This is a genomic window from Streptomyces sp. NBC_00316, from assembly GCF_036158715.1.
Classification (GTDB): domain Bacteria; phylum Actinomycetota; class Actinomycetes; order Streptomycetales; family Streptomycetaceae; genus Streptomyces.
In genome coordinates, this window is sequence record NZ_CP108023.1 from 1,272,860 (window position 1) to 1,293,969 (window position 21,110).

The window sequence follows — 21,110 nt, forward strand, 5'->3', positions numbered from 1 at the left end:
GGGTGACGGCAGTGACATCGGGAATCGGGAGTGGTCTTCCAGAGGGTGAGCGGCGGGTGCGCCCCCGCGCGACTCGGCCAGGCCGCACACTCACTCCGGAATGCGCCTCTCCCGGAGCTTTCCGGCCGGGAAGGACACTGCCGCCTGGAAGAAGATCCAGACGCTCGGGACCCAGAAGGCGTTGTTGGAGGTCCGGCGGTGTGCCGAGTACAGGGTGACCTCCGCCGTTCCGAAGACGTACTCGAAGACGCTGCCGGCCGGCATGTCCGGTCACGGGTCGGCCACCATCGTCCAGCGCGGGCGGCCGGGGACCTGCTGGTCGGTGTTGCCGGTGTGGTGGACGCGGTGGCGCGGGTTCGTGATTTCGCGGACGTCCGCGCCGGCCCGGGTGGCCGGCGCGGAGCGGGTCAGGTGTGGTCCGCGGTCATGTCAGGAGATCTCCCGGCTGATCGGATACGGATTGGGTTCGATGTGCTTGGTGTTCGGCCGGCCCGGTGCCCGCAGGAACACCGCCAGCACCGCGGAGGCGAGTCCGATGCTGCCTGCCAGGGCGAAGGCACCGCCGTAGCCCCAGGCGCCGACCACGACCGCGCCGACACCGGAGCCGACCAGGCCGGAGATCAGCTTGGAGCTGTAGACCATTCCGTAGTTGGAGGCGTTGTTGTTCTCACCGAAGTAGTCCGCGGTCATCGCCGCGAACAGCGGGAAGATGGCGCCGCCACCGAAGCCGGAGACCATCGAGCAGAACAGGAAGAACGGCATCGACCCGATGTCGCCGGAGAAGAACACCCCGAACTGTGCGGATCCCAGGACCAGACAGACGATGATCAGTGTGTTGCGGCGTCCGTACCGGTCGGAGATCCAGCCGATGACTCCCCGGCCGGTCCCGTTCACGATCGCCTTCAGTGACATGGCCGTGGCCACGATGCCGCCGGCGAATCCCATTTCCTTGCCGAACGGCACCTGCATGGCGATACCGAAGATGTTGATGCCTGCCGTGCACAGCAGACAGAACCACATCATCCACAGCACCGGGGTCCGGGCCGCCTCGCGCGGGGTGTACTGCTTGACCGCCGGCGGGTTCTTGGCCAGCGACCGCACGATCCGCGGGTCGTCGGAGACCTTCAGCGGATCGACGTGCGACGGCCACCAGTTCTTCGGCGGGTCCTTGAAGAACCAGCCGGCGACCGCGACGACCGCACAGCAGATGACCCCGACCGAGACCAGTACACCCTGGTAGTTGGACAGGTCCATGTACGAGGTGAAGAGGAACACGAACGGCACCGAGCCATAGGCGAAACCGCCGTTGACCATGCCGGTCTTGCCGCCCTTGCGCTCCGGGTACCACTTACCGACCATGTTCACGCAGGTCGCGTAGACGAGACCGGCGCCGATACCGCTGAACATGCCGAAGCCGAAGTAGGCGACCACGACATGCGGTGCGTACGCCAGCGAGAGATAGCCGAGCAGGGTGCCCAGCGCTCCGAGAAGCATCGCGCTCCTGGCCGGCAGCCTCCCGCTCTCACGCAGCTGCCCCGCCGGAAAGGCCACGGCCGCCTGGAAGAAGATCCAGACACCCATCAGCCAGAAGATATGGCCACTGGCCCACAAGTGGGCCTCATGCAGCGTGTCCTCCGCGGACGTGAACGCGTACTCCGACGAGCTGATCCCCAGCATGCCCATCCAGGGGAAGAGCACCATGGTCCAGCGCGGGCGGCCCATGATGTCCCGGTCGGACTCACCCATCCGGTAGCTTCGTCCATTGCTGTCCATCACTTCCCGATAGCGGGCATGTGATGGCATGTCAGTTGTCGTCATGTTGTTTTCCCTGCGTCGTAGAACCCTGGCCAGCGCCCCCTGTCCGGTTCTCACGTACCGTCAGGCCCCGTCCGCCCCGCCACCTGCCCTCCATTCGGCCAGGGCTCCCTGCGCCCCGGCCGGACTTCGAGCGCGCGTGCGTTCGCGAGTCCCGACTTCGCATCACCACATGAGCGGCCCCCTTCAACGACGACGGGAAAGTGATCCACTCCACTCGCGGAAATTTTGCATACGGTATGGAGTAGACCGTATTCTGGAGACGGGCCACCCCTGTGTCTAGAGGCTGCACGCCTTCTTTCTCGCTCTCACGTCCCGCGCCGATGCGACGGCTCGGCGATGCGCCGCCTTGACCGTGCAGCTCACGGCAGTTGACGGCCTCGCAGATGTGGGGCATCCCGTGCTGATACCGGGTCACGCCCATCACCCGGCGCACGATGACGCTCGCGGAACGCAGCCCCCGTTCCGATCCTGGCAGGCAACGCGGGCGTACTGACTTGATCTTTGACCTGTGCGGCGTGGGCGCGGGGAAGCGTTCGACCTCGCCGTTGGTCTGCAGACGCCAGGGGCACGTCCAGCGTGGGCTGATGCCCAGGTCACAGCAGGTCTGGCGCCAGGTTTTCTTGGTGTAGGCCCAGGCGTTGTCGGTCAGGACGCTTTCAACGGTGATGCCTCGTGCCGCGAACCATGCTGTGGCGCGGGTCAGGAAGCCGGCGCAGGTCGGGGCGGTCTCGTCGGGCAGGTCCTCGGTGTATGCGAGGCGGGTGTGGTCGTCAGGGCGGTGTGCAGGTAGGCGTATCCGGCCGCCGTTACGGCGGTCCTTGTCCGGGCTGCCGGCCGCCCGGCCCAGGACTGTGTGGCCGCCGCCGTTGGGGATGCGACCGAGCTTCTTGACGTCGATGTGGATCAGTTCCCCGGGCCGAGCGCGTTCGTAGCGGCGAATGGGCTCACCGGTGGCCCCGTCCAGTACGGCGAGAACGGGCAGGCCATGACGTCGCAGGATCCGGTGGGCGGTGGAGGCGGCGACACCCGCACGGGCCGCCGGCCGCAGCGGGCCGATGCGGTGTTCGCGCCGCAGGCGGATGACCTGTTGCTCGACGGCGACGGGTGTGCGCAGGGGCTGGTGGTGTGGGCGGCTGGAGCGGTCCTCCATTCCTGCCGGCCGTGCGTTCTGTAGCGTCCGGCCCACCGGGCCGCGGTGGTGTGGCTGACCTGGAAACGTTCCGCGGCCCGCCGCAGTGGCCCAGCCGTCTTCACGACGCACCGGGCCAGAAGTAGCCGGCCTGTCGGAGTCACCGGGGCATTACGGTGGGAAACGAGGGCCTCCTGCGGGTCGGTGGTAGATGTCGCAATCCGCACCGAACCCAGAAGGCCCTCACCCGTGCAAGCACCCAGCTCCCATGTCACCAACGTCCCGGGACAACACACGGGACTGCTGCAGGGTTGGGTGACAGCGGGGTTTATGCAGCCAGGGCTGCGGCGGGGGTCATGATGGTCTCGTACTCGACGGGGGTCAATCGGGCCAGGCGTCTCTGACGCCGGCGTCGGTGGTAGGTGCGCTCGATCCAGGTCACGATCGCGATCCGCAGCTCCTGGCGGGTGCCCCAGGTGCGGCGGTCGAGGACGTTCTTCTGCAGCAGCGCGAAGAAGCTCTCCATGGCCGCGTTGTCGCCGGCCGCACCACCCGGCCCATGGAGCCGACCAGGTCGTGACGTGCGAGAACGGACACGAACTTCCGTGAGCGGAACTGCGACCCGCGATCGGAATGAACAGTGCATCCGGCGACCTGGCCGCGACGGGCCACCGCGGATTCAAGGGCTCGCACCGCGAGGCTGGACTTCATCCGGGCGTCGATGGAATAGCCCACGATGCGGCTGGAGTACACGTCCTTGACCGCGCACAGATACAGCTTGCCCTCGCCGGTTGCGTGCTCGGTGATGTCCGTCAGCCACAACCGGTTCGGCCCGGCTGCGGTGAAGTCCCGCCGCACCAGATCATCATGGACAGGCGGCCCGGCCTTGGCGTTCTTCCCACGGCTCCTGCGCTTGCCGAAGGCACTCCACCAGCCGTTGTCCCTGCAGATCCGCCAGGCGGTCCGCTCAGCCATCGACTCACCGGCGGCCCGGGCCTCGTCGAGAAGGAAGCGGTGACCGAACTCGGGATCGTCGCGATGCGCACCGAACAGGGCGTTGGCCCGGTATGCCTCGGCGAGCTCGGAACCGGTGACCGGTGAGGCCAGCCACCGGTAGTAGGGCTGGCGGGCCAGCCCGAGCACCCGGCACGTCACCGCCACCGGCACCCGGTGAGGGGCAGCGGCGGCGGCCAGCTCGCGGACGAGCGGGTACATCATTTTGACGGCAGGTTCGCCTGCGACAGATACGCCGCAGCCCTCCGCAGCACCTCGTTCTCCTGCTCCAGCAGCCGGATGCGCTTGCGGGCCTCGCGCAACTCGGCCGACTCACCCGACGCTGTCGCGGGCCTGGCGCCCTCATCGGTGTCGGCACGGCGCAGTCACTTCGACAGCGTGATCGGGTGGACGCCGAAGTCAGCGGCGATCTGTTCCAGCGTGACGCCGGGCTCACGGTTGCGCGCGACCCGCACGACGTCCTCGCGGAACTCCTTCGGATATGGCTTGGGCACTGCAACATCCTTCCAGGCCGCCTCGCAGCAAGCCAGGTCAGGTGTCACTTATCCGTGCAGCAGTCCCCTGACCCATGAGGAGCAACCAATGTCGAATCTATGACTACGAAGAAAGCCAAGCTGGTCGCCAGGACCGCCAGCGCACTGACCGCCGGCGGCATTGCTGAGAGCGCCTCGCCGGCCTCGGCGAGAGAAGCGGCCGCGGGCGCGACGAGGGTTACCACCGGCGGTTCAGTGAAGAGATGCCCGTACGGGGCCCTCCCGATAGTCGTGCTCGATCCGGTTGTCCGGAGGCTCGCCGTTTACGGCTGCCGTACCAGCGGAAGGATAGGCTCGGCGTCGGATCCCGGGCTCAGAGTTTGGGGGAACCGTGCAGCGCACTGCTGAGCTTGATTTCTATCAGACCGCTTACATCTGCGGCGGCCGAGAACGCGTGGCGATGGCGGTGCTGATAGCACTGCTGTGGGACGGTCAGATCAAGATTTCGCCGACACTGCATCGGGTCAATGTGGTCCGGGGTGCGCCTCGTGACGGCCTGGAATCTGCCGTGCTCGATCTGATCCCCTCTCGGGGGAGGTTCCTGCGGGGCGTCGTGCAGGTCGTCTCGGACTCGGCACCGGTGCAGGACATCGGCCGCGCAGCGTACGAGGCGCGGATTGCGCCGGCCCCTGGGTGGGGCGCTCTGTGGCAGTGGGGCCGTCTCCTCACACGCCTGAGGCTGCGTCGCCGACTGCACAGGCGGAGTCACCTTCTGTCCGACGCACTCGGCCGAATTGCGATCAGGGGGACGTCCGGGATTTCGGACAGCACGTTGCGGCGTACCTTCGAACACCCCGATCCGCCCCGCCCTGTGAAGCTTCCGCCGCCTCGCGGCCCCAAAATGAGCAACCCGTACGACGCCAACTTGTACCGGTACGACGGGTAGAGGCGGTCAGTCGACGTGAGACGACCGGGTGTCGCCATTGCTGCCGAAGTGACTGGCGTCGTTGCCGCCAGCGACCCGCTCGTCGTGGCGGGCGCAGCGCAGGTACACCACGTCCACGGAGTACAGCATCGACGGCACCATTCAGTCCTGTAGCCAGAAGCCTCATCCATGCCGGTCAGGCGGCTGCGCGCGGCGCTGTGGTGGGTCGCTGTCAGTGATGGTGATGGTGGGCGTCCGGTGATAGCCGGATGGGTCCGGTCGGCACTCCAGCGGGGGCGCCGGGTCAGGTCCGTGACGTCCAGCCAGTCGTGGAGCAGGAAGTCCAGGTCGCGGCGCGAAAGCAGGAGGGAGTCCATGGTCGGGGGTCCGATCGGGGAGGGTGGGTGAGGATGTGGGCGGCGCTTCAGACAGTGGTACCGATGCCGCCGTCGACGGGGATCACCGCGCCGGTGACGTACGCTCCGGCTCGGCTGCACAGGTAGACCGCCACACCGGCCATGTCATGAACACTTCTCACCCAGGCGAGAAACCGGTGTACTCATACCGGCATGCCGGGCCGCTTCGACCGTTCCGGGCCGAGCCCGGCCGGGTCCATTCCGATACGACGATGGAGACCTGGCACCACCGTGCGTTTCCAGCCCTCAGGTCAGCACATCACGCCGGAGTTTCTGCGGAGTCGTCGGCCGGGAACGAGTGGCGGAAGTTCACGGACGCATCAAAACTTCCTGCGAACTTCCTGGAACGGCCGAGGCCCGCCGGAAGAGACTGCTGGCACAGCGCCGCGGCGTGTGGCCGCATCGGCCGTCACCCCACCGGAGCACACCCCTCCCCCGGCGCTGCAGCCCGCTCACTGCGCCCCGAGGAGGCACCGTGGTTCAGGACCTGTCCCGTGCCCGACCGGCCGGCCTCCCGCTGGGCGCGCGCGCGGACCGGGCGGCGGCGCTTCGCGGAGGAGAGACCGCCTCCGAACTGGCAACCCGTCAGGGGAACGCCCGGAACACCGGAGATCCCGCCGGCTCCAAAGCCGCTCTCAAGCTTCTGCAACCACATGCCGGCGGACCGGCGCCGCACCGGGCCGTTGCACTCGAGGGCATCCACGCGCACCCGCGGTCGCCGGCGCCGCCGCGTGAGGGGCTCGGCACGCCAGCAGACCCGCGTCGCGCGGTGCCGGTGCTGCGCGGCAGGGAGCGGGAGTTCGCCGCGCTGACCGGTCTGCTGGAGGACGCGGAGCGCGGAGAGGGGGGTCTGCTCCTCATCGAGGGGGCGCCGGGCTCCGGGAAGTCGCGGCTGCTCGAAGAGGCCCGGCTCGCGGCCGGGCGCCGGGGATTGCGCGTCTTCCACGGTGGCGGCGATCCCGAGGGGCACACCGTTGCGCTGGGGCCGATCCTGCAGGCCTTTTCCTCCGGGAGCGATCCGCTGTTCGACGCGCGGCAACTGCGCGATGTCACGCAGTTGCCGAACCAGGGGTTCTGGATCCTGCAGGAGATCCGCGAACGTCTGGAGCGGGCGGCGATGGCCACCCCCCTTGTCGTGCTCGTCGACGATGTGCAGTGGTGTGACGAGACCAGTCTCCTCGCGTTGAGGAACCTGCCCGAGTCGCTGGCCGGGAATCCCGTCGTCTGGCTTCTCGCAGCGCGCACCGCGGGGCTGTCGGGTGGCGCCCGCACCACCGTTTCCCGGCTGGCGAGAGAAGGCGGCCGGCGCATACGCCTGGGTCCACTGGACGACGAGGCGATCAGGGATCTCGCGCGTGACGCCCTCGGCGCCGTGCCCGACGAGGCCATTCTGGACCTGGCGTCACCGGCCGAGGGCAAGCCGCTGCTGTTGAGGGAGCTGTTCGAGGGGCTGCGGGACGAAGGCGCCGTGACGGTACGTTCCGGCCGGGCGCGCCTGACGGGCACCCGGATACCCAAGCGCTTCAAGGAATCCATCCGGAACCGTCTGTCCCACTTGTCGGACACGGCGCGTGACTTCGCCGAGGCGGCCTCCGTGCTGGGCCGCTCCTGCTCGGTCGACCTGATGGTCGAACTGCTCGAAGTACCCCTGCGTTCCCTCGTGGAGCCGCTGCAAGAGGTACTCGCGTCCGAACTCATGGTGGAGATCGACGGGCGCGTGGCCTTCCGCCATGACCTGGTACGGGAGGCCATCGCGGGCCTGGCGCCCGCCCCCCGCCGACGTTGGCTGCAACGCCGGTCCGTCGACCTGCAGTTGGCCCGTGGGGTGCCGGTGACGGACGTCGCGGCCATGCTCTGCGACAGCGCGGAGCCGGGCGACCGCGAGGCCGTGACTCTGCTCACGCACGCGGCGGCCGAACTGGCGCCCCGGGCGCCCGCGGCCGCCGCCGAACTGAGTGCCCATGCCCTGCGGTTGCTGCCCGGGGACGACCCGGCCCGGCCTCGGATGATCGCGGAAACCGTGTCGCTGCTGTGGCTCGGCGGTGACCACGGCCGAGCACTGGAGCTGGCCGAGTCGGCGATTCGGGAGCCGGGCACCCTGGACCCCGAGAGTGAGGCCCGACTGCGCCTGGATCTCGCCGGCCTCACGAGCCAGCAGTCCTTCGTCGAGGCCGTCCGGCAGGGGCGGCTGGGCACGGCGGTCGAGGGTGCGTCCGCCGGCCTCAAGGGCTACTCGCTGGCCCTCCTGGCACTGAATCTGACCAGGGGCGGCTCCCTGGACGACGCTCACCGGACGGCTCTGCGCGCCCGGGCACTGGCACGGAGCGCGGGGCGGACGGCCGCCGAGGTCACGGCGCTCATCGCGGAATCGATCGTCGCCTTCGCCCGCGCCGACTGGGGGCGTGCCCACGCCGCGTCGGACCAGGCGGTCCTGCTCGCACAGGAAGTGGACCCGGCGGAGATCCCCTACAAACCGGGAATGTGGCGGATCTACCTGCTCAGCAGTTGCGGGCTCGCGCAGCGGGCGGTGGACGAGGCGGAGGAAGGATTCCGGCTGGCCAGACGGCACGGCCAAGCGGCGTCGATGCACTTCTGGGCCATGGGGCGTGCACGCTTCCTGCTGGACGCGGGACGCTTGGAGGAGGCACGTGCCGAGGCCGAGGGCGTGGTGGCCATGGCCGAGGACCTCGGTACCGCCGACTTCACCGACACCTCCGTCCGCTATCCCGTCGGCCTCGTCGCCATGCACACCGGCGATCGGCAGGGAGTACGCAGAGCGGCACGTGACGCCGCCGAGATGATGCGCGACGAATCGGTGTTCGTGAGCCGCTTCGGCGCCTGGCTGGCCGCCCAGGCGGCCGAGTGGGAGGGGGACAGCAGGCGAGCCCTGGAGCTGATGCCGCCCGAGACGGAGTTCTTCGACACCGTGCATCCCGAGTTCTGCCTGCCGTTCGACCCGACGGACCAGCCGGTCTTCGTACGCATCGCGCTGCGAGCCGGTGACCGGCAGCGCGCCGCACAGGCGGTCGCGGTGGCCCGGCAGAGGGCCGAGGCCGATCCGGAGTTCGCAAGCCTCGCGGCGGCGGCCGCGCACGCACACGGACTCCTGAAGGAGGACGCGGAGCTGCTGGCGGAGGCGGTGGAACTGTACCGGGGCAGCCAACGGCCGATCGCCGTCGCCTCGGCGTGCGAGGACGCAGGGCGCGTCCTACTGACGACCTCACCGGTCCGGGCCACTCCGTACCTGGAGAAGGCGCTGCGCCTGTACGAGGAGTGCGGCGCGGAATGGCACGCCGCGCGTGTCAGGCGCCGCCTCGCGCCGGCCGGGAACCGGACGAGGCCGGCGTCACGCGCCCGGAACCGTTCCACGGGCTGGGCCGGCCTCTCGCGAGGGGAGCTGCAGGTGGTGCGGCTGGTGGCGGCGGGAGCGACCAACCGCGAGGTGGCCGAGCGGCTCTTCGTCTCGCCGCACACGGTGAACACCTATGTCCGGCGGTCCTTCAAGAAGTTGGGGATCACTTCCCGGATCGAACTGGTGAAGATCGCGATGGAGCAGGACCAGGAAGTCGCGGGCGCCGCCTGAACACATGCGGCCCGGCGCCGGCGCGGCGGGCGGTGGCATCACTCATGGGTGGCCCGCCGCTCCGGATGCCGGGAGGGCAGGCGCGGTAGCGCCTGCCCTCATCCCTGACGGCTGCGCTCCGCCTCCGACAAGCCTCCCCAGACGCCGTACGTCTCCTTGATCCCGAGGGCCATGCGGGCGCATTCCTGGCGTACCGGGCAGCCGCCGCAGATACGGCGGGCGCGCTCCTCCCGCTCATGGCGCCGGCGACCGCGCTCCCCGGTGGGCGAGTAGAAGATGGAGCTGTCCATGCCCCGACAGGCAGCGAGGCGCTGCCAGTCCCACAGGTCGCCCATGGGCTTGAGCCAGGTCAGGTGGCTGGTTCGTTGCATGAGCCCTCCTCACGCTCGTTCGTATCGGTACGTCACAGAGCCTGCCGCCGGCCGGGGACCGCGGCATCCGTCGCATGACTGACGATGCGACCGGGGACGGGAAGCAAGGCCGGCCGGGTCGGGCGAACTCCGGTGAGTCGATTGACGGATGTGAGGGTGTCCAGGTCTCGGTGACGATCGGAGGCGGGAGGTCCGGCCCGTTCCGTGGCCGTACCCCGATGCCGTCCCGAGAGGAAGTCCCCGTGAGCTCTACCGTGAAGGTCTCCGTCATCTACTACTCGTCCACCGGCTTCAGCGCCGAGATAGCGAAGGAGATCGCCGAGGCCGCCGAGAAGGCGGGAGCCGAGGTCCGGCTGCGGAAGGCCGCCGAGTTGGCACCGGAGGCCGCCATCGCGTCCAACGAGGCGTGGGCCGCGCATGCGGCGGCCGGCGCGGGCATCCCCGTGGCCACGCCGCAGGACGTGGAGTGGGCCGATGCCGTGATCTTCGGTACGCCGACCCGTTTCGGCAACGTGTCCTCACAGCTCAAGCAGTTCCTGGACACACTGGGCGGCCTGTGGGCACAGGGCAGGCTGGCCGACAAGGTCTACAGCGGATTCGTCACCACCGCCACCACGCACGGCGGCCAGGAGTCGACGCTCCTCGCGCTGTACAACTCCATCCACCACTTCGGTGGCCTCGTGGTCGCTCCCGGCTACACCGACCCGGTCAAGTACATCGACGGCAACCCGTACGGCACCTCCCACGTGGACGGTCAGGGCAACAACCCGGTCGGGCCGCAGACGCGCGACGCCGCGCGGCACCAGGCCGAGCGCGTCGTGCGGATCGCGGGCGCGTTGAAGGCGGGGCTGGCCGCCTGAGAGCAGCGGCCGTGGGGAGGGGCCATGCCCACCGGCCACGGGGATGCGGGCCGGGCCCCTCCGGTGCCCGGCCCGCTGGGTCCGGCAGCCCGCGTCGGGCCGGCACTCAACCAGTGCGGGGACCTGCTAGTGTCCCGAGTCTTAGGAAAGCTTTAGAAGTATGCTTGGCTCATGGCGCGCATGGGTCGGCCGACGGTCGAAGTGGTCCTGACGGATGACGAGCGGGAGACGTTGCTGCGCTGGTCACGGCGGGCGACGTCCGCGCAGGCTCTGGCCTTGCGCTGCCGGATCGTCCTCGCGTGCGCTGACGGGTTGTCGAACACTGCGGTGGGCGCGGACCTCGGGATCCACCCGACCACGGTGGCCACATGGCGGAAGCGGTTCGCGGCCAACCGGCTGGAGGGCCTGGCCGACGAGAAGCGGCCGGGCCCGGCGCGCACGGTGACCGACGAGCAGGTCGAGGACGTGATCGTGCGGACCCTGGAGGCGACGCCGAAGGGCGCCACGCACTGGTCCACGCGCGAGATGGCGAAGCAGAGCGGGCTGAGCCAGTCGACGGTCTCACGGATATGGCGCACCTTCGGCCTCAAGCCGCACCAGGTCGACACCTTCAAGCTGAGCAAGGACCCACAGTTCGTCGAGAAGGTCCGCGACGTTGTGGGCCTGTACCTCGATCCGCCCGAGCGCGCCATCGTGCTCTGCGTCGACGAGAAATCGCAAATCCAGGCGCTGGACCGCTCGGCCCCGGTGCTGCCGATGATGCCCGGCATGCCCGAGCGCCGCACCCACGACTACCTGCGCGGAGGCGTCACCACCTTGTTCGCGGCGCTCAACACCGCCACCGGCGAGGTCATCGGCTCCCTGCACCGCCGCCACCGCGCCGCCGAGTTCAAGAAGTTCCTCGCCAAGCTCGACAAGGAGGTCCCCGCCGAGCTCGACGTCCACCTGATCTGCGACAACTACGCCACCCACAAGACCCCCGCCATCCAGAAATGGCTGCTCGCGCACCCGCGCTTCCACATGCACTTCACGCCCACCAGTTCGTCCTGGCTCAACCAAGTCGAGCGCTGGTTCGGACTGCTGACGGACAAGCAGATACGCCGCGGCGTCCACAAGAACGTACAAGCGCTGGAGAAGGACATCCGCGACTGGATCGCCCACTGGAACGAAGACCCCAAGCCGTTCACCTGGACCAGATCCGCCGACGAGATCTTCGAACGCCTCGCCGGCTACCTGAACCGCCTGCCGAACCCCAAATCCTAGATATGTAGTGCTCCTAAGACTCGGGACACTAGGCGGCGGGCACGGAAGGTGGCCGGCGAGGATCCGGACGAGACCCCCGTACGACCGGCCTCGCAGGTGGAGAACCACCTGTCCTGAGGCCGGAGTCGGCCAGGAGGCCGGGGAGCTTCCGAGGGCGGCGACGGCCTGTTGCCGCCCGACGGTACGCGGAGCGCGATCATCGATGGCCGGGATCGCCCTCCAGGTCTGCGCGGGCACCGGGGTCCCGATCCTGGCGAACGGGCATGTCGCCGCCCTCGGGCGCCCAGCCGGGACGGCGCAGCGGACCGCGCAGCCTGCCCATGACCTCTGCGGGCGAGCCGTCGATGACGGAGCGGGCGGCGAACACGCTGCGCTGTTTGACGCACGCGCCCGTGCCGACCAGGGATTCGGCTCCGATACGGCTCCAGCCGTCGATGAGCGCACCCGCTTCCACCACGCTGCCGTTTTCCACATGACAGCCCTGGAGGATCGCGCCGGGACCGATCACCACGTCGTCCTCGATGACCAGGTCACTGCCGGGCAGTGGGCGCAGCACGGTGTTCTCGAGAATCGTGACGCGTGCGCCGATCCGTATGGCGCCCCGCGAACCGCCCACGACACGCACCCCGCCGGCGATGATCGTGTGCTCGCCGACGACCACGTCGCCCACGAGTTCCGCGCTGTCGGCCACCAGGACCGAGGGCGCCACCTGAGGTGACACACCGCGGTACGAGTAGTGCTGGCCCAAGGGTGCTCCCGAAACGATCGCCGCCGGCTTGATGTGCCGGAAGTCGGTGTCCGGATCGTAGGACGTCTTCCGCGCGGAGTTCGCCGCCCGGCCGTCGAACCTGCCCCAGCGACTCGGAGTTGTGCCCCTTGGAGCAGTCGGGTGGTGGATCGCTCTGCTTCGGCACGTCGCACGAAGGCAGTCCGCGGCGTGCCGCCACGGGCCCCCTTCGTGGTGTGCGTGATCGCTGTGCCGGTCAACGGGTGGCCGCGGTGGCCCTCTCGACGAGACGGGCTCCGGCCCATCGCGCGGCTTCGCCCTCAGCGTGCTGCGTGCCGCCATCCGAGAGCAGCTGTCGTTCGGCCGAGGCTTGTCCCCGACACCGGCGCACCGGAGCCAGGCTGTACCTGCCCGTGCGTGCCGGTCCCCGGAACCGCCCCCTCGGGCGGTCACCGCGGCTGCAGCACCGACGGAAGCTGTCCGCGTGAGGCGACCCCGACCTTCATGAAGACACGCGAGAGATGGCTGGCCACCGTGCGGTGGGTCAGCGCCAACTGCCAGCCGATCATCTGATTGGTCAGACCGGCTGCCGCCAGGCTGGCCACCTCCGCCTCCCTGGGGGTGAGATGGAACCGTGCCGCCCAGTCCGGGTGCACCGACGCCGTCACCTCACCGGCGGCGATCAGTTCGGACGCTGCGCCACGCGCCCACGCGTCCGAGCCCAGAGCGGTGAACGAGTCGTGTGCCTTCTGGAGGTGCGTACGGGCTTCCAGCACGCGCCGCTGACGACGGAGCCACTGCCCGAAAGCGAGCTCGGTGCGGGCCAGTTCGTAACGCAGCGGTGCGCTTCGAGCCGTCAGGGCGTCCATGAAGTGACGCTCGGCCTCGTCACCCTCGCTCAGCAGCGCACGTGACCGGGCCACGAGGTGCCCCACCAGCTCCGATCCCACGCCGCGGTTGACCTCCGCCACGCGCCGCACCTGGTCCCGGACCTCGTCCGGGCGACCGGCGGCGACGGCGGCGGCGACGTAGTCCCCCAGTGCCCAGCCGGCGACGGCCGGGTGCCAGGCGTCACCGCGGTCGGTCGAGAGCATGCGCAGTTCCTCGAAGGCGTCCTCCGGCCGGCCATGGGTGAGCGACATCAGACCCCGCGCCCACCGGGCACGGGCGGCCAGCATCTGCAGGCGGCGTGGCAGGGCGTAGGAGAGGATCTCGTCCGTGAGCGCCTGATGGCCCTCCTCGTCGCCCGTCCACGCCTGTGACTGGGCCACCCCGGTCCGGAACGCCAGGTGCGCGCAGGTGTCGTCGGCCATCCGGGCCCAGTAGATGCCGAGGTCCGCGTCCCGCTCCACCGCGGTCCTGTGGCCCAGGAGGACATGGGCGATCTGCAGGTGGACGAGCACGGTGACGGCGGGCCCGAAGTGCCCCAGTTTCGCGAGGGGGCGCAGGATCCGGCTGCCGATGAAATCGGTGGTGACCGGATCGTCGAGGGCGGTCCCAGTGACGACGTGGGCGACGGCGTGCCGGAGGCTCTGGGGACGTGCTCCGGCCCCGTGCTCCGCCGCGGCCGCGTCGAGCAGCGTGCGCGCCCGTGCGCCGTAGGCCGCGCGGTCCGTCCAGCACAGGGCCGCCAGGAGATCGGGGTCGTTCTCCCGTCCCGGCTCGCCGAGCTTCGTCTCCAGCGTCGGCCGCAGCGCCGTGCTCCATGCGGGGTTGCACAGTGCCGGGGCGATCGAGCAGGCGACGGGCACGAACGGCGGGGGCCAGTGCGTACTCGGCGCGGCTGCCGAGCGCAGCAGCAGGGCGACGGCGTGGTCCGGAGTTCCGTCGGTGCTGTAGGCGACACGGGCCTCCAGCGCGCAGACCTCCGCGGTCAGTGACGCCGGCATGGGGGCGGCCACGAGCCGTCCGACGAGGCGTCGCAAGGTCCGTACCTGTCCTCGCAGACCGGCGGCATGGGCGGCCTTGGCCAGCCTCGCGGCCCGGCCCTCGGCGGTGGGACTGAGTTCGGCGGCCCGCTCCAGGACGACCGCGGCCTGCGGCAGGTCCGCCGTGATGCCCTCCTCCAGTGCCGCGGCCGTGGCCTCGTCGGGGTCGGTGGATACGGCGGCGACGTGCAGGGCGCGCAGGTAGGGAGTGTCGGCCAGGACCTCGGCCAGCGCGAGATGCACAGGTCTTCGCTGGCCGTGGGAGGCGCCCCAGTGGAGGGCGGACGGAAGCAGGGGGTGGGTGAAGCACAACCGCCCTTCGACGACCGACACCAGACCGGCCCGCCCGGCGGCGGTCAGCCCGCCCGCGTCGATGCCGCTCGCTTCCGCCGCCTCCAGCAGGACGTCGACACGGTCGGTGTGCGCCACGGCAGCCAGCAGGAGAAAATCGTCCGCCGTCGAGGGCAGCCCGTTCAGAAGCGCGCTCACGTCCCGCTGGAGGGGCTCGCCCAGGGGCAGCCACGGAGCCAGGAGGGATGTCTCCGGCATGCCCGGGTCCCGCAGGGTACGGGCGATGCCGATGATGCCCGCCGGGTTGCCGCCCGCCTCCGCCAGTGCCCGCGAGCGCAGCGGGGGCGGCAGGAAGCGGACATGGCTGTCCAGCAGCCGCTCGCCGTTCGCGGGTTCCAGCGGACGCAGAACCAGCTGGGGGAACCGGCGGGTGAACGCCCTTCCGTCGCCGCGCTGAGTGGCGACCAGGAGTGCCACCGGCCCGCGGCGCATCCCTCGAACCGCCGAGGTCAGCGCTTCAAGTGACTGCGCGTCAAACCATTGGGCGTCGTCGAGGGCGATCATCAGCGGAACGGCGTCCGCCGCGTCGGTCCTCCTGACCAGCGCCTTGACGAGCGCCGTTCCCGCTGTGAGGGGATCCTCGACGGCGGCGACGAGCTGGGTGGCGAAGAGGTCACCGATCTCGGGGGCCGCCGCCGGCTCCCGCTCGAAGGCGGGCAGCCGGAGCAGGAGCTGCGTCAGACCGGCTCCGGCCACGTCTGCCTCTGCCCGGTGGCCGCTGACCTCCACAACCGTGAACCCCGCACGGCGGGCGAGGGCGGCCGCCTCCCGGAGCACGGCGGACTTCCCGATGCCTATGGGGCCGGTGACCACGAGGACCTCACCGGAGCCCGTCGCGCGGGAGAGAAACCGCTCCACTTCCCGCAGTTCGGTGTCGCGGCCTATCAAGTCGTCAATGGCAGGCGGGCCCTGGACCTCCCGGTCCTCCTGGACGCAACGATCGGACAGGTTGTTGTCATGGGGTGCGTGCACTCGTCCGCTTCCTCCGAATGTGGCTGTGCCGGGTGCTGGGGCAAGGGCCCCGACGGGTGGGGGGAGTTCTCTTGCGAGCGGTGATGGGGCATCAGTGGGCAGGGCGGCCCGCGTGGTGTGGTGGGGCCTGGCGCAAGTCGTCCGCCGCGCCCTGCGGCATATGACATGTACAGGGGGGCGCGGGCTACGTGAGTGGTCATCAGGTCGTAGCGTGCAGTCACACTACACAACGTGTTGCGCCGAACACGTCGGTCGGGCGGCCCCCGACCAGTGGCAAGCCACTCACCCAGGGGGCTTGACCTGCCGAAACGCAACCCCTGCCGGTGAAAAGGGCAGCGAAAAGGGGCACGAAGGGGCAAGAGCGCGAACCGGCCGTCCGGCCACCGCCGAAAGACGGAGGTTCCCGCCACCTCATCCCGAGTGCGGCGGGAACCTTCCATCGGCCCCGGTGTCAAGCCGGTGGGTTCCGTTGCCCGGGCCAGGCCGAGTTCTCGATGATGTGGACGAAGTTCTCGCGCCGGTGGCCGGCGACGGAGCGTTCCGGACCTGTCGATACGGCAGCAGTGGTGATGGACCGGATCGGCCGTGGTGTCGCGGGTCGGTTCGCCTGCTGCCCGGGCCGGCCGGGTGTCGGGTACCCGGCACGGGCCACGGCCGGTTCGGTCGAGGACAGGGCGAGCACGCCTTCTGTTCCGGTTCCGCGCGGCCTGAGCGGAATGCCTGTCTCCGGTGGTGGCACGCGCGCGGACACCTGCTGAACGGCTTGTCGACGACTCGTTCACCACCACGACCAGCGAGAACATCGTCCGCGGAGCCGCGAAGCGGTGAACAGCGTTTGTCACACGACCATGCGATGCGCGCCGCTTGCTCCTGATGCCACGGTGTGTGTGACACCGGAATCGGATCTCGTCCGGTGCCATGTCACAACGAGGGGCGGCAGCCATGCAGACGATGACTTCTCCCAAGCCGGCACCGTCGTCCGGGGCCCATCCTTCGGGCGCCCGAGCACGCATGGCCATGGCCGATGCGCTGGTGCGCGCATCGGGCCTGCGCGGGTACCGCGATGTTCTGGACGAGTTGGGTTCGGCTCTCGACGGCGCCCGGGACGGCCGCGGTTCAGCGGTCGTCATCCGAGGGGGGCCCGGAAGCGGGAAGAGCACGTTGTTGCGACGGACAGCGGACGTCGCGGTGGCCGAAGGGTGGCAGGTCTTTCAGGTCTCCGGCGTCCCCGGCGAGGCGGGCCCGCCCTTTTCCGCGCTCCGGTCACTGGCCTATCCGGTGCTGAACGCTTCCCGTGACCTGCCCGCAGCGTTGCGCACCGCCCTGCTCGACACCGTGGCCGGCGGTGTGGGGGTCACCGACGCGCTGCTCGCCTACTCCGGTCTGCGCCAGCTCCTGCTCGCCGTCGCACACCGTCGCCCCACCATGGTGATCGTCGACGACTGCCAGTGGCTGGACCCCGGATCGGCCAAGGCGCTGGCGTTCCTGGCGCATCGTCTCTCCGGGAGCCGCCTGGCGCTGATGGCGGCCGCACCCCTGGACATTCCCGGTCCGCTCGACGGCAACGGCACCCTGGAGCTCGTACTGACCGGCCTCGACGACCGCGCCGCCGACCTGCTCCTCACGGATCACCATCCCGACCTCGCCCCCGGTGTCCGGACCACCGTCGCAGCCACGGCCCAGGGCAATCCGCTGGTACTGATCGCCCTGCCCTCCGCGCTCACGCCCGGGCAGCGCCGAGGAGAGTCGGCGCTGCCCGATCCGCTGCCGGTGGGGGTGACCGTCGAGCGGGCTCTGGGCGGCCCGTTCCGTGATCTGCCCGTCGACACCCGTGTGATGTTGTCCCTCCTCGCCACCGTGGACGGCGAAGCGACGCGGAAGGACGTGGTGTCGGCGGCCGAGGCCCTCGGCATCGATGCGGATGCCCTCGTACCCGCGGAGAAAGCCGGCCTTGTGACCGGCGATCAGGTGCTTCGCTTCAGCACGCCGGCCTACCGGTGTCTGGCCGAGGCCACGGCGCCCGCAGCCGTCCGACGTCTGGCCCGGTCGGCATGGGCCGACTACGGGTACACCCAACTCGCACAACAGGTGGACGGACAGGCGTCGGCCGCATCCGGGGAACCTGCCATGAAGCGTTTCGACGCCATCGCGCGGGCCGCCCTCGGCCGGAGGGACTGGGACGCGGGGTTCCGGGCCCTGCAGCGTGCAGCGGACGCCAGTACGCGTCCGGAGCAGCGCAGCCGGCGGTACGCGGCCGCCGGAGAGGCGGCCCTCAGGGCCGGGCACCCCGACGAGGCACTTGCCGTCCTCCGGGACAGGCCGGCCGCGGACAGCCCTGCCGGCACCTACCGCTCCTTCGAACTCGTTCGCGCGTGCGCCGAGTTCGACACGGTGTGCCGTGTCGGGCGCAGCAGCGGGGAGCTGGCGGGCGCGCTGTTCTCCGGGACCGTGATCGGCTCCGAGGTGCGGGACGAGGCAGCTCTGCGCCTGGCGGAGACCGGCTCGCTCAGGCTCTCCCCCGAGCCCGCGAGGATCGCGCTCGACTGGCTGGAGCAGCACGACAGCGTGGGCGGCGAGCCGCTCCGTATTGCCGTCACCGCACACCTGGCGCCGGTGACGCGCGCGGCGGAGATCCGAGAGCGCCTGTTCGCCGCGGTCGGCAGGTTCCACGAGAACCCCGGCCTGTCCGATCCTCGCGAGCTGGTCTGGATGGCGGACGCCGCCCTGCGTATCGACGAAGCCGGCCTCGGCGACCTCCTTGTGACCACGGCGCTCCGGCGGCTGGATCCGAATGACCACAGCCGGATCCGGCACTGCGAGGCGTTGCAGGCGGACCTGATGCTGAGCGGCGGCCGGTGGACGGAGCTGTGCGACTTCGCGGCGTCCGGGCGAGAGAGGACGAAAGGGGACGGCGCCGGCCGCCATGACATCGATGTGACCTCCCGGCTGCTCCTGGTGTACGCCTGCCAGGGCCGCTACGAGCAGGCCGAGACGCTCCTGCACGAGGTGCGCCGGTGGGGCGCCGGGCACGGTTCGGCCCACCACCTCCAACTCACCGAACACGCCGCCTTCCTGCTGGCGGCGGCCCGCGGAGACGACGCGTCGGCCCGTCAGGGCGGCCCTGTGTCCCTGTCGGGGGCCGGCGATCCGGTGACCAGTGCCGTGGCGCGCCGCGCGTACGTCGACGTGATGCGGGCCGCCCTGACGCACGGGGATGCCGGGGCGGCGCGCGACCTCCATGCGCGTGCGTCGGCCTGCCGCCTGGAGGACGTCTCGGCCGAGACGTCCCTGGCGGTACGGCACGGAGCCGCCCTGCTCGCCGCCCACGAGGACGCGGCCGACGCCGACGAGCGGTTCCGTCGCGCGCTCGAAGCCGCTTCCTCGTCGACTCGTCCCTTCGCCCGGGCACGTCTCGCCCTGGACTACGGGAGGTGGCTGCGCCGGCAACGGGAGACGGCGGCCGCACGCACCCAACTGCGCGCGAGCCTGGACGTCTTCGTCCGCCTCGGAGCGGTGCCGTGGCAGGACATGGCCCTGGCCGAACTGCGCGCGATCAGCGTCAGCGCGCGGGAAACGGGCGCGGGCGCCGTCCAGAGTCCCGGCGCCGCCTTCCTGTCCGCACAGGAGCGGAGGATCGCCCACCTCGCCGCCCAGGGCCTCTCCAACCGGCAGATCGCCGACCGCCTGTTCATCTCGCCGAGGACCGTGGGTTCCCACCTGTACAAGGTCTATCCACGACTGGGCGTCAGTTCGCGCCGGGAACTCATGCACGCTCTGGGGAAGTTCGGTGATCTCACATGACGTCCGGTTCTGCTGCGGCCCTGCCCGTACCGGCTCGCCCCGGTTCCGTCGGTCGCACGCGCCTCACCGCGGTGCCGGTCCGAGCCGAAGCCGGTCACACGAACGACTCGATGACGTCCCCGGGGCCCGGGCGGGAGCCGGCACCCCTGACCGTCGCGGTGACCGCGGGGGACACCATCACGGCCGAAGGGGCCGAGGCCTACCTGCGAGGAGCCGAGGGGGTGCGCGTGGTCGACTGGGGAGCGTGGGACCGCGCCGACATCGCGCTGGTCCTGGTTCACCGGGTGACGGACAGGACCATCGGGTGGATGGAGCGCGTCTGCAAGGAGACCGAGGCGCGTGGCGGGCTGCCGATCCTGCTGGTGGCCGACGAGATCGGTGAACGCGACCTGGTGCGAGCGGTCCGCTACGGCCTCGTCGGCGTTCTGCCCCGTCGCGAAGTGGGTTACGCCCGTGTACTGGAGGCCGCTCGAAGCACCCTCGAAGGCAGCGCACCCATGCCGGCCCGGCTGGTCCGGTCGTTGGTCGAGAGCATGCGCTCGCTCGCCTCAGCCGTGCAGCAGCACGGGACCGACCTGTCGGAACGGGAGGTCGACGTTCTGCGCCTGATCGCCGAGGGGCTCAGCACGGCGGAGGTCGCCGCTCGGCTCAACTACTCGGAGCGCACGATCAAAAACGTGCTGCACGAAATGATAACGCGCCTCGGGCTGCGGAATCGTACCCATGCGGTGGCATATGCGATCAAGAGGGGGGTGGTGTGAGACGAACGGGGGCCGGCCATGACCCGATGCCCGCCTGCATGTGCAGTGACAGTGCACGGATGTAAATTCCCTATCCTTGCGTGGCGAGCCGGTCATTGCGCCGGGAATTCAGTAGCGAAACACGATGGATGGCGATGATCGGCAGTCAACTCCGGGCGCTACGCATGGCCAAGGGGCTCAGCCTCCGCGCACTGGCCACGGCGGTCGGGGTGTCCCCGACCCTTCTGAGCCAGGTCGAGCGTGGCGTGACCGAGCCCAGTCTCTCCACACTTCGCAGACTCGCCGACGTGTACGCGGTCTCCGTCGCCGACCTGTTCTCACCGGACAAGAAGATGTCCACCGCGGTGAGTCGGCCCGGTGAGAGGCCGGTGCTGCTCAGCCCACGGGGAACCGTCCGCTACGAGCGGGTCACTCCGAGCAATGGCACCCTGGAGGTCCTGCGAGCGGTGCTCGAGCCCGGCGACGTGACCAGCCCGGAACCCTGGAGCCATTCCTCGGTCGAGTGCGCCTATGTCATAACGGGTTCCCTGACGGCGGATATCGAGGGAGTCACGCAAACGGTCCACGCGGGCGAGGCCGTCACCTTCGATTCAGGAATACCCCACCGTTATCTCAACGAGACCGACGACTCCGTTGAGTTCGTCATCTCCACGAGCCCGCCGGCCCAATAGTGCCGCGCACCGGAATATCTGCCCCATGGGGAAGGGGTCCTGACCGA

17 protein-coding genes and 1 pseudogene are annotated in these 21,110 nt (G+C 70.0%); 9 read left to right on the top strand and 9 right to left on the bottom strand.

The genetic code is table 11. The annotated features are described in order from the left end of the window. Nucleotides 1-90: 90 nt before the first annotated feature. The 4 genes and pseudogenes from OG878_RS05765 to OG878_RS05785 all read right to left on the bottom strand — a co-directional run bounded on the left by OG878_RS05765 (nucleotide 91) and on the right by OG878_RS05785 (nucleotide 4,455). Nucleotides 91-264 carry a hypothetical protein gene (locus OG878_RS05765; protein ID WP_328885759.1) on the bottom strand — a complete coding sequence of 58 codons (174 nt, stop codon included), beginning with the start codon at nucleotides 262-264 and terminating at the stop codon, nucleotides 91-93. Between the two features lie 165 nt (nucleotides 265-429). Next, entirely contained in the window at nucleotides 430-1,818 is a 1,389-nt protein-coding gene (locus tag OG878_RS05770; protein ID WP_328885760.1) for an OFA family MFS transporter, read from the bottom strand. Next, entirely contained in the window at nucleotides 1,805-2,968 is a 1,164-nt protein-coding gene (locus OG878_RS05775; protein WP_328885761.1) for a DDE-type integrase/transposase/recombinase, read from the bottom strand. The genes OG878_RS05770 and OG878_RS05775 overlap by 14 nt, the downstream gene beginning before the upstream one ends. A 307-nt stretch (nucleotides 2,969-3,275) precedes the next feature. Then, nucleotides 3,276-4,455, bottom strand: a pseudogene (locus tag OG878_RS05785) (IS3 family transposase). Between the two features lie 99 nt (nucleotides 4,456-4,554). Here OG878_RS05785 and OG878_RS05790 point away from each other — a divergent pair. Both OG878_RS05790 and OG878_RS42205 read left to right on the top strand, forming a co-directional pair. Then, complete coding sequence (locus OG878_RS05790) at nucleotides 4,555-4,842, top strand: hypothetical protein (RefSeq protein ID WP_328885762.1); 288 nt, start codon at nucleotides 4,555-4,557, stop codon at nucleotides 4,840-4,842. After that, nucleotides 4,826-5,380, top strand: coding sequence for a TIGR04222 domain-containing membrane protein (locus OG878_RS42205; protein ID WP_443049064.1), 555 nt, complete (start codon nucleotides 4,826-4,828; stop codon nucleotides 5,378-5,380). The genes OG878_RS05790 and OG878_RS42205 overlap by 17 nt, the downstream gene beginning before the upstream one ends. Nucleotides 5,381-5,386: 6 nt before the next feature. Here OG878_RS42205 and OG878_RS05795 read toward each other — a convergent pair whose 3' ends face one another. Both OG878_RS05795 and OG878_RS05800 read right to left on the bottom strand, forming a co-directional pair. Continuing rightward, nucleotides 5,387-5,509: a hypothetical protein gene (locus tag OG878_RS05795; protein WP_328885763.1), complete on the bottom strand. Its 123-nt coding sequence runs from the start codon at nucleotides 5,507-5,509 to the stop codon at nucleotides 5,387-5,389. A 274-nt stretch (nucleotides 5,510-5,783) separates the two neighbouring features. Further along, nucleotides 5,784-5,897 (bottom strand): SDR family oxidoreductase, encoded by a 114-nt coding sequence (locus OG878_RS05800; RefSeq protein WP_443049065.1) that lies wholly within the window; start codon nucleotides 5,895-5,897, stop codon nucleotides 5,784-5,786. A gap of 353 nt (nucleotides 5,898-6,250) precedes the next feature. Here OG878_RS05800 and OG878_RS05805 point away from each other — a divergent pair, with 353 nt between their 5' ends. Further along, nucleotides 6,251-9,358: a helix-turn-helix transcriptional regulator gene (locus OG878_RS05805; RefSeq protein WP_328885764.1), complete on the top strand. Its 3,108-nt coding sequence runs from the start codon at nucleotides 6,251-6,253 to the stop codon at nucleotides 9,356-9,358. Between the two features lie 98 nt (nucleotides 9,359-9,456). On the opposite strand, the gene OG878_RS05810 is transcribed toward OG878_RS05805, so the two are convergent. Next, on the bottom strand, nucleotides 9,457-9,729 hold the full coding sequence (locus OG878_RS05810) for a WhiB family transcriptional regulator (protein ID WP_443049066.1): 273 nt from the start codon (nucleotides 9,727-9,729) through the stop codon (nucleotides 9,457-9,459). A gap of 242 nt (nucleotides 9,730-9,971) precedes the next feature. Between OG878_RS05810 and wrbA the strand changes: the two genes are divergently transcribed. From wrbA to OG878_RS42210, 3 genes are all read left to right on the top strand, one after another. Then, entirely contained in the window at nucleotides 9,972-10,589 is a 618-nt protein-coding gene (wrbA, locus tag OG878_RS05815; protein ID WP_328885765.1) for an NAD(P)H:quinone oxidoreductase, read from the top strand. Between the two features lie 171 nt (nucleotides 10,590-10,760). After that, nucleotides 10,761-11,852, top strand: coding sequence for an IS630 family transposase (locus OG878_RS05820; RefSeq protein WP_328885146.1), 1,092 nt, complete (start codon nucleotides 10,761-10,763; stop codon nucleotides 11,850-11,852). Beyond that, nucleotides 11,853-11,969: a DUF2630 family protein gene (locus OG878_RS42210; protein ID WP_443049238.1), complete on the top strand. Its 117-nt coding sequence runs from the start codon at nucleotides 11,853-11,855 to the stop codon at nucleotides 11,967-11,969. A 79-nt stretch (nucleotides 11,970-12,048) separates the two neighbouring features. Here the strand turns inward: OG878_RS42210 and OG878_RS05825 are convergent, their stop codons facing one another. Together OG878_RS05825 and OG878_RS05830 are read right to left on the bottom strand one after the other, a co-directional pair. Next, nucleotides 12,049-12,600: a gamma carbonic anhydrase family protein gene (locus OG878_RS05825; RefSeq protein ID WP_328885766.1), complete on the bottom strand. Its 552-nt coding sequence runs from the start codon at nucleotides 12,598-12,600 to the stop codon at nucleotides 12,049-12,051. A 428-nt stretch (nucleotides 12,601-13,028) separates the two neighbouring features. Beyond that, nucleotides 13,029-15,830 carry an AAA family ATPase gene (locus OG878_RS05830; protein WP_328885767.1) on the bottom strand — a complete coding sequence of 934 codons (2,802 nt, stop codon included), beginning with the start codon at nucleotides 15,828-15,830 and terminating at the stop codon, nucleotides 13,029-13,031. Between the two features lie 942 nt (nucleotides 15,831-16,772). On the opposite strand from OG878_RS05830, the gene OG878_RS05835 reads away from it, so the two are divergent. From OG878_RS05835 to OG878_RS05845, 3 genes are all read left to right on the top strand, one after another. Beyond that, nucleotides 16,773-19,631, top strand: coding sequence for a helix-turn-helix transcriptional regulator (locus tag OG878_RS05835; protein ID WP_328885768.1), 2,859 nt, complete (start codon nucleotides 16,773-16,775; stop codon nucleotides 19,629-19,631). 110 nt (nucleotides 19,632-19,741) lie between these two features. Continuing rightward, the gene (locus tag OG878_RS05840; RefSeq protein WP_328885769.1) at nucleotides 19,742-20,392 is read left to right on the top strand and encodes a helix-turn-helix transcriptional regulator; all 651 of its coding nucleotides are present in this window, start codon (nucleotides 19,742-19,744) and stop codon (nucleotides 20,390-20,392) included. A gap of 134 nt (nucleotides 20,393-20,526) precedes the next feature. Continuing rightward, nucleotides 20,527-21,063 (top strand): helix-turn-helix domain-containing protein, encoded by a 537-nt coding sequence (locus OG878_RS05845; protein WP_328885770.1) that lies wholly within the window; start codon nucleotides 20,527-20,529, stop codon nucleotides 21,061-21,063. The last annotated feature ends 47 nt before the right edge of the window (nucleotides 21,064-21,110 follow it).

Excerpts from the sequence above, each read along its gene's own strand:
- OG878_RS05835 (WP_328885768.1), top strand. The coding sequence starts at position 16,773 with ATGCAGACGATGACTTCTCCCAAGCCGGCACCGTCGTCCGGGGCCCAT.
- OG878_RS05775 (WP_328885761.1), bottom strand. The coding sequence starts at position 2,968 with ATGGAGGACCGCTCCAGCCGCCCACACCACCAGCCCCTGCGCACACCC.
- OG878_RS05795 (WP_328885763.1), bottom strand. The coding sequence starts at position 5,509 with ATGCTGTACTCCGTGGACGTGGTGTACCTGCGCTGCGCCCGCCACGAC.
- OG878_RS05840 (WP_328885769.1), top strand. The coding sequence starts at position 19,742 with ATGACGTCCCCGGGGCCCGGGCGGGAGCCGGCACCCCTGACCGTCGCG.
- OG878_RS05770 (WP_328885760.1), bottom strand. The coding sequence starts at position 1,818 with ATGACGACAACTGACATGCCATCACATGCCCGCTATCGGGAAGTGATG.
- OG878_RS05820 (WP_328885146.1), top strand. The coding sequence starts at position 10,761 with ATGGCGCGCATGGGTCGGCCGACGGTCGAAGTGGTCCTGACGGATGAC.
- OG878_RS05790 (WP_328885762.1), top strand. The coding sequence starts at position 4,555 with ATGACTACGAAGAAAGCCAAGCTGGTCGCCAGGACCGCCAGCGCACTG.
- OG878_RS05810 (WP_443049066.1), bottom strand. The coding sequence starts at position 9,729 with ATGCAACGAACCAGCCACCTGACCTGGCTCAAGCCCATGGGCGACCTG.
- OG878_RS05765 (WP_328885759.1), bottom strand. The coding sequence starts at position 264 with ATGCCGGCCGGCAGCGTCTTCGAGTACGTCTTCGGAACGGCGGAGGTC.
- OG878_RS05845 (WP_328885770.1), top strand. The coding sequence starts at position 20,527 with ATGATCGGCAGTCAACTCCGGGCGCTACGCATGGCCAAGGGGCTCAGC.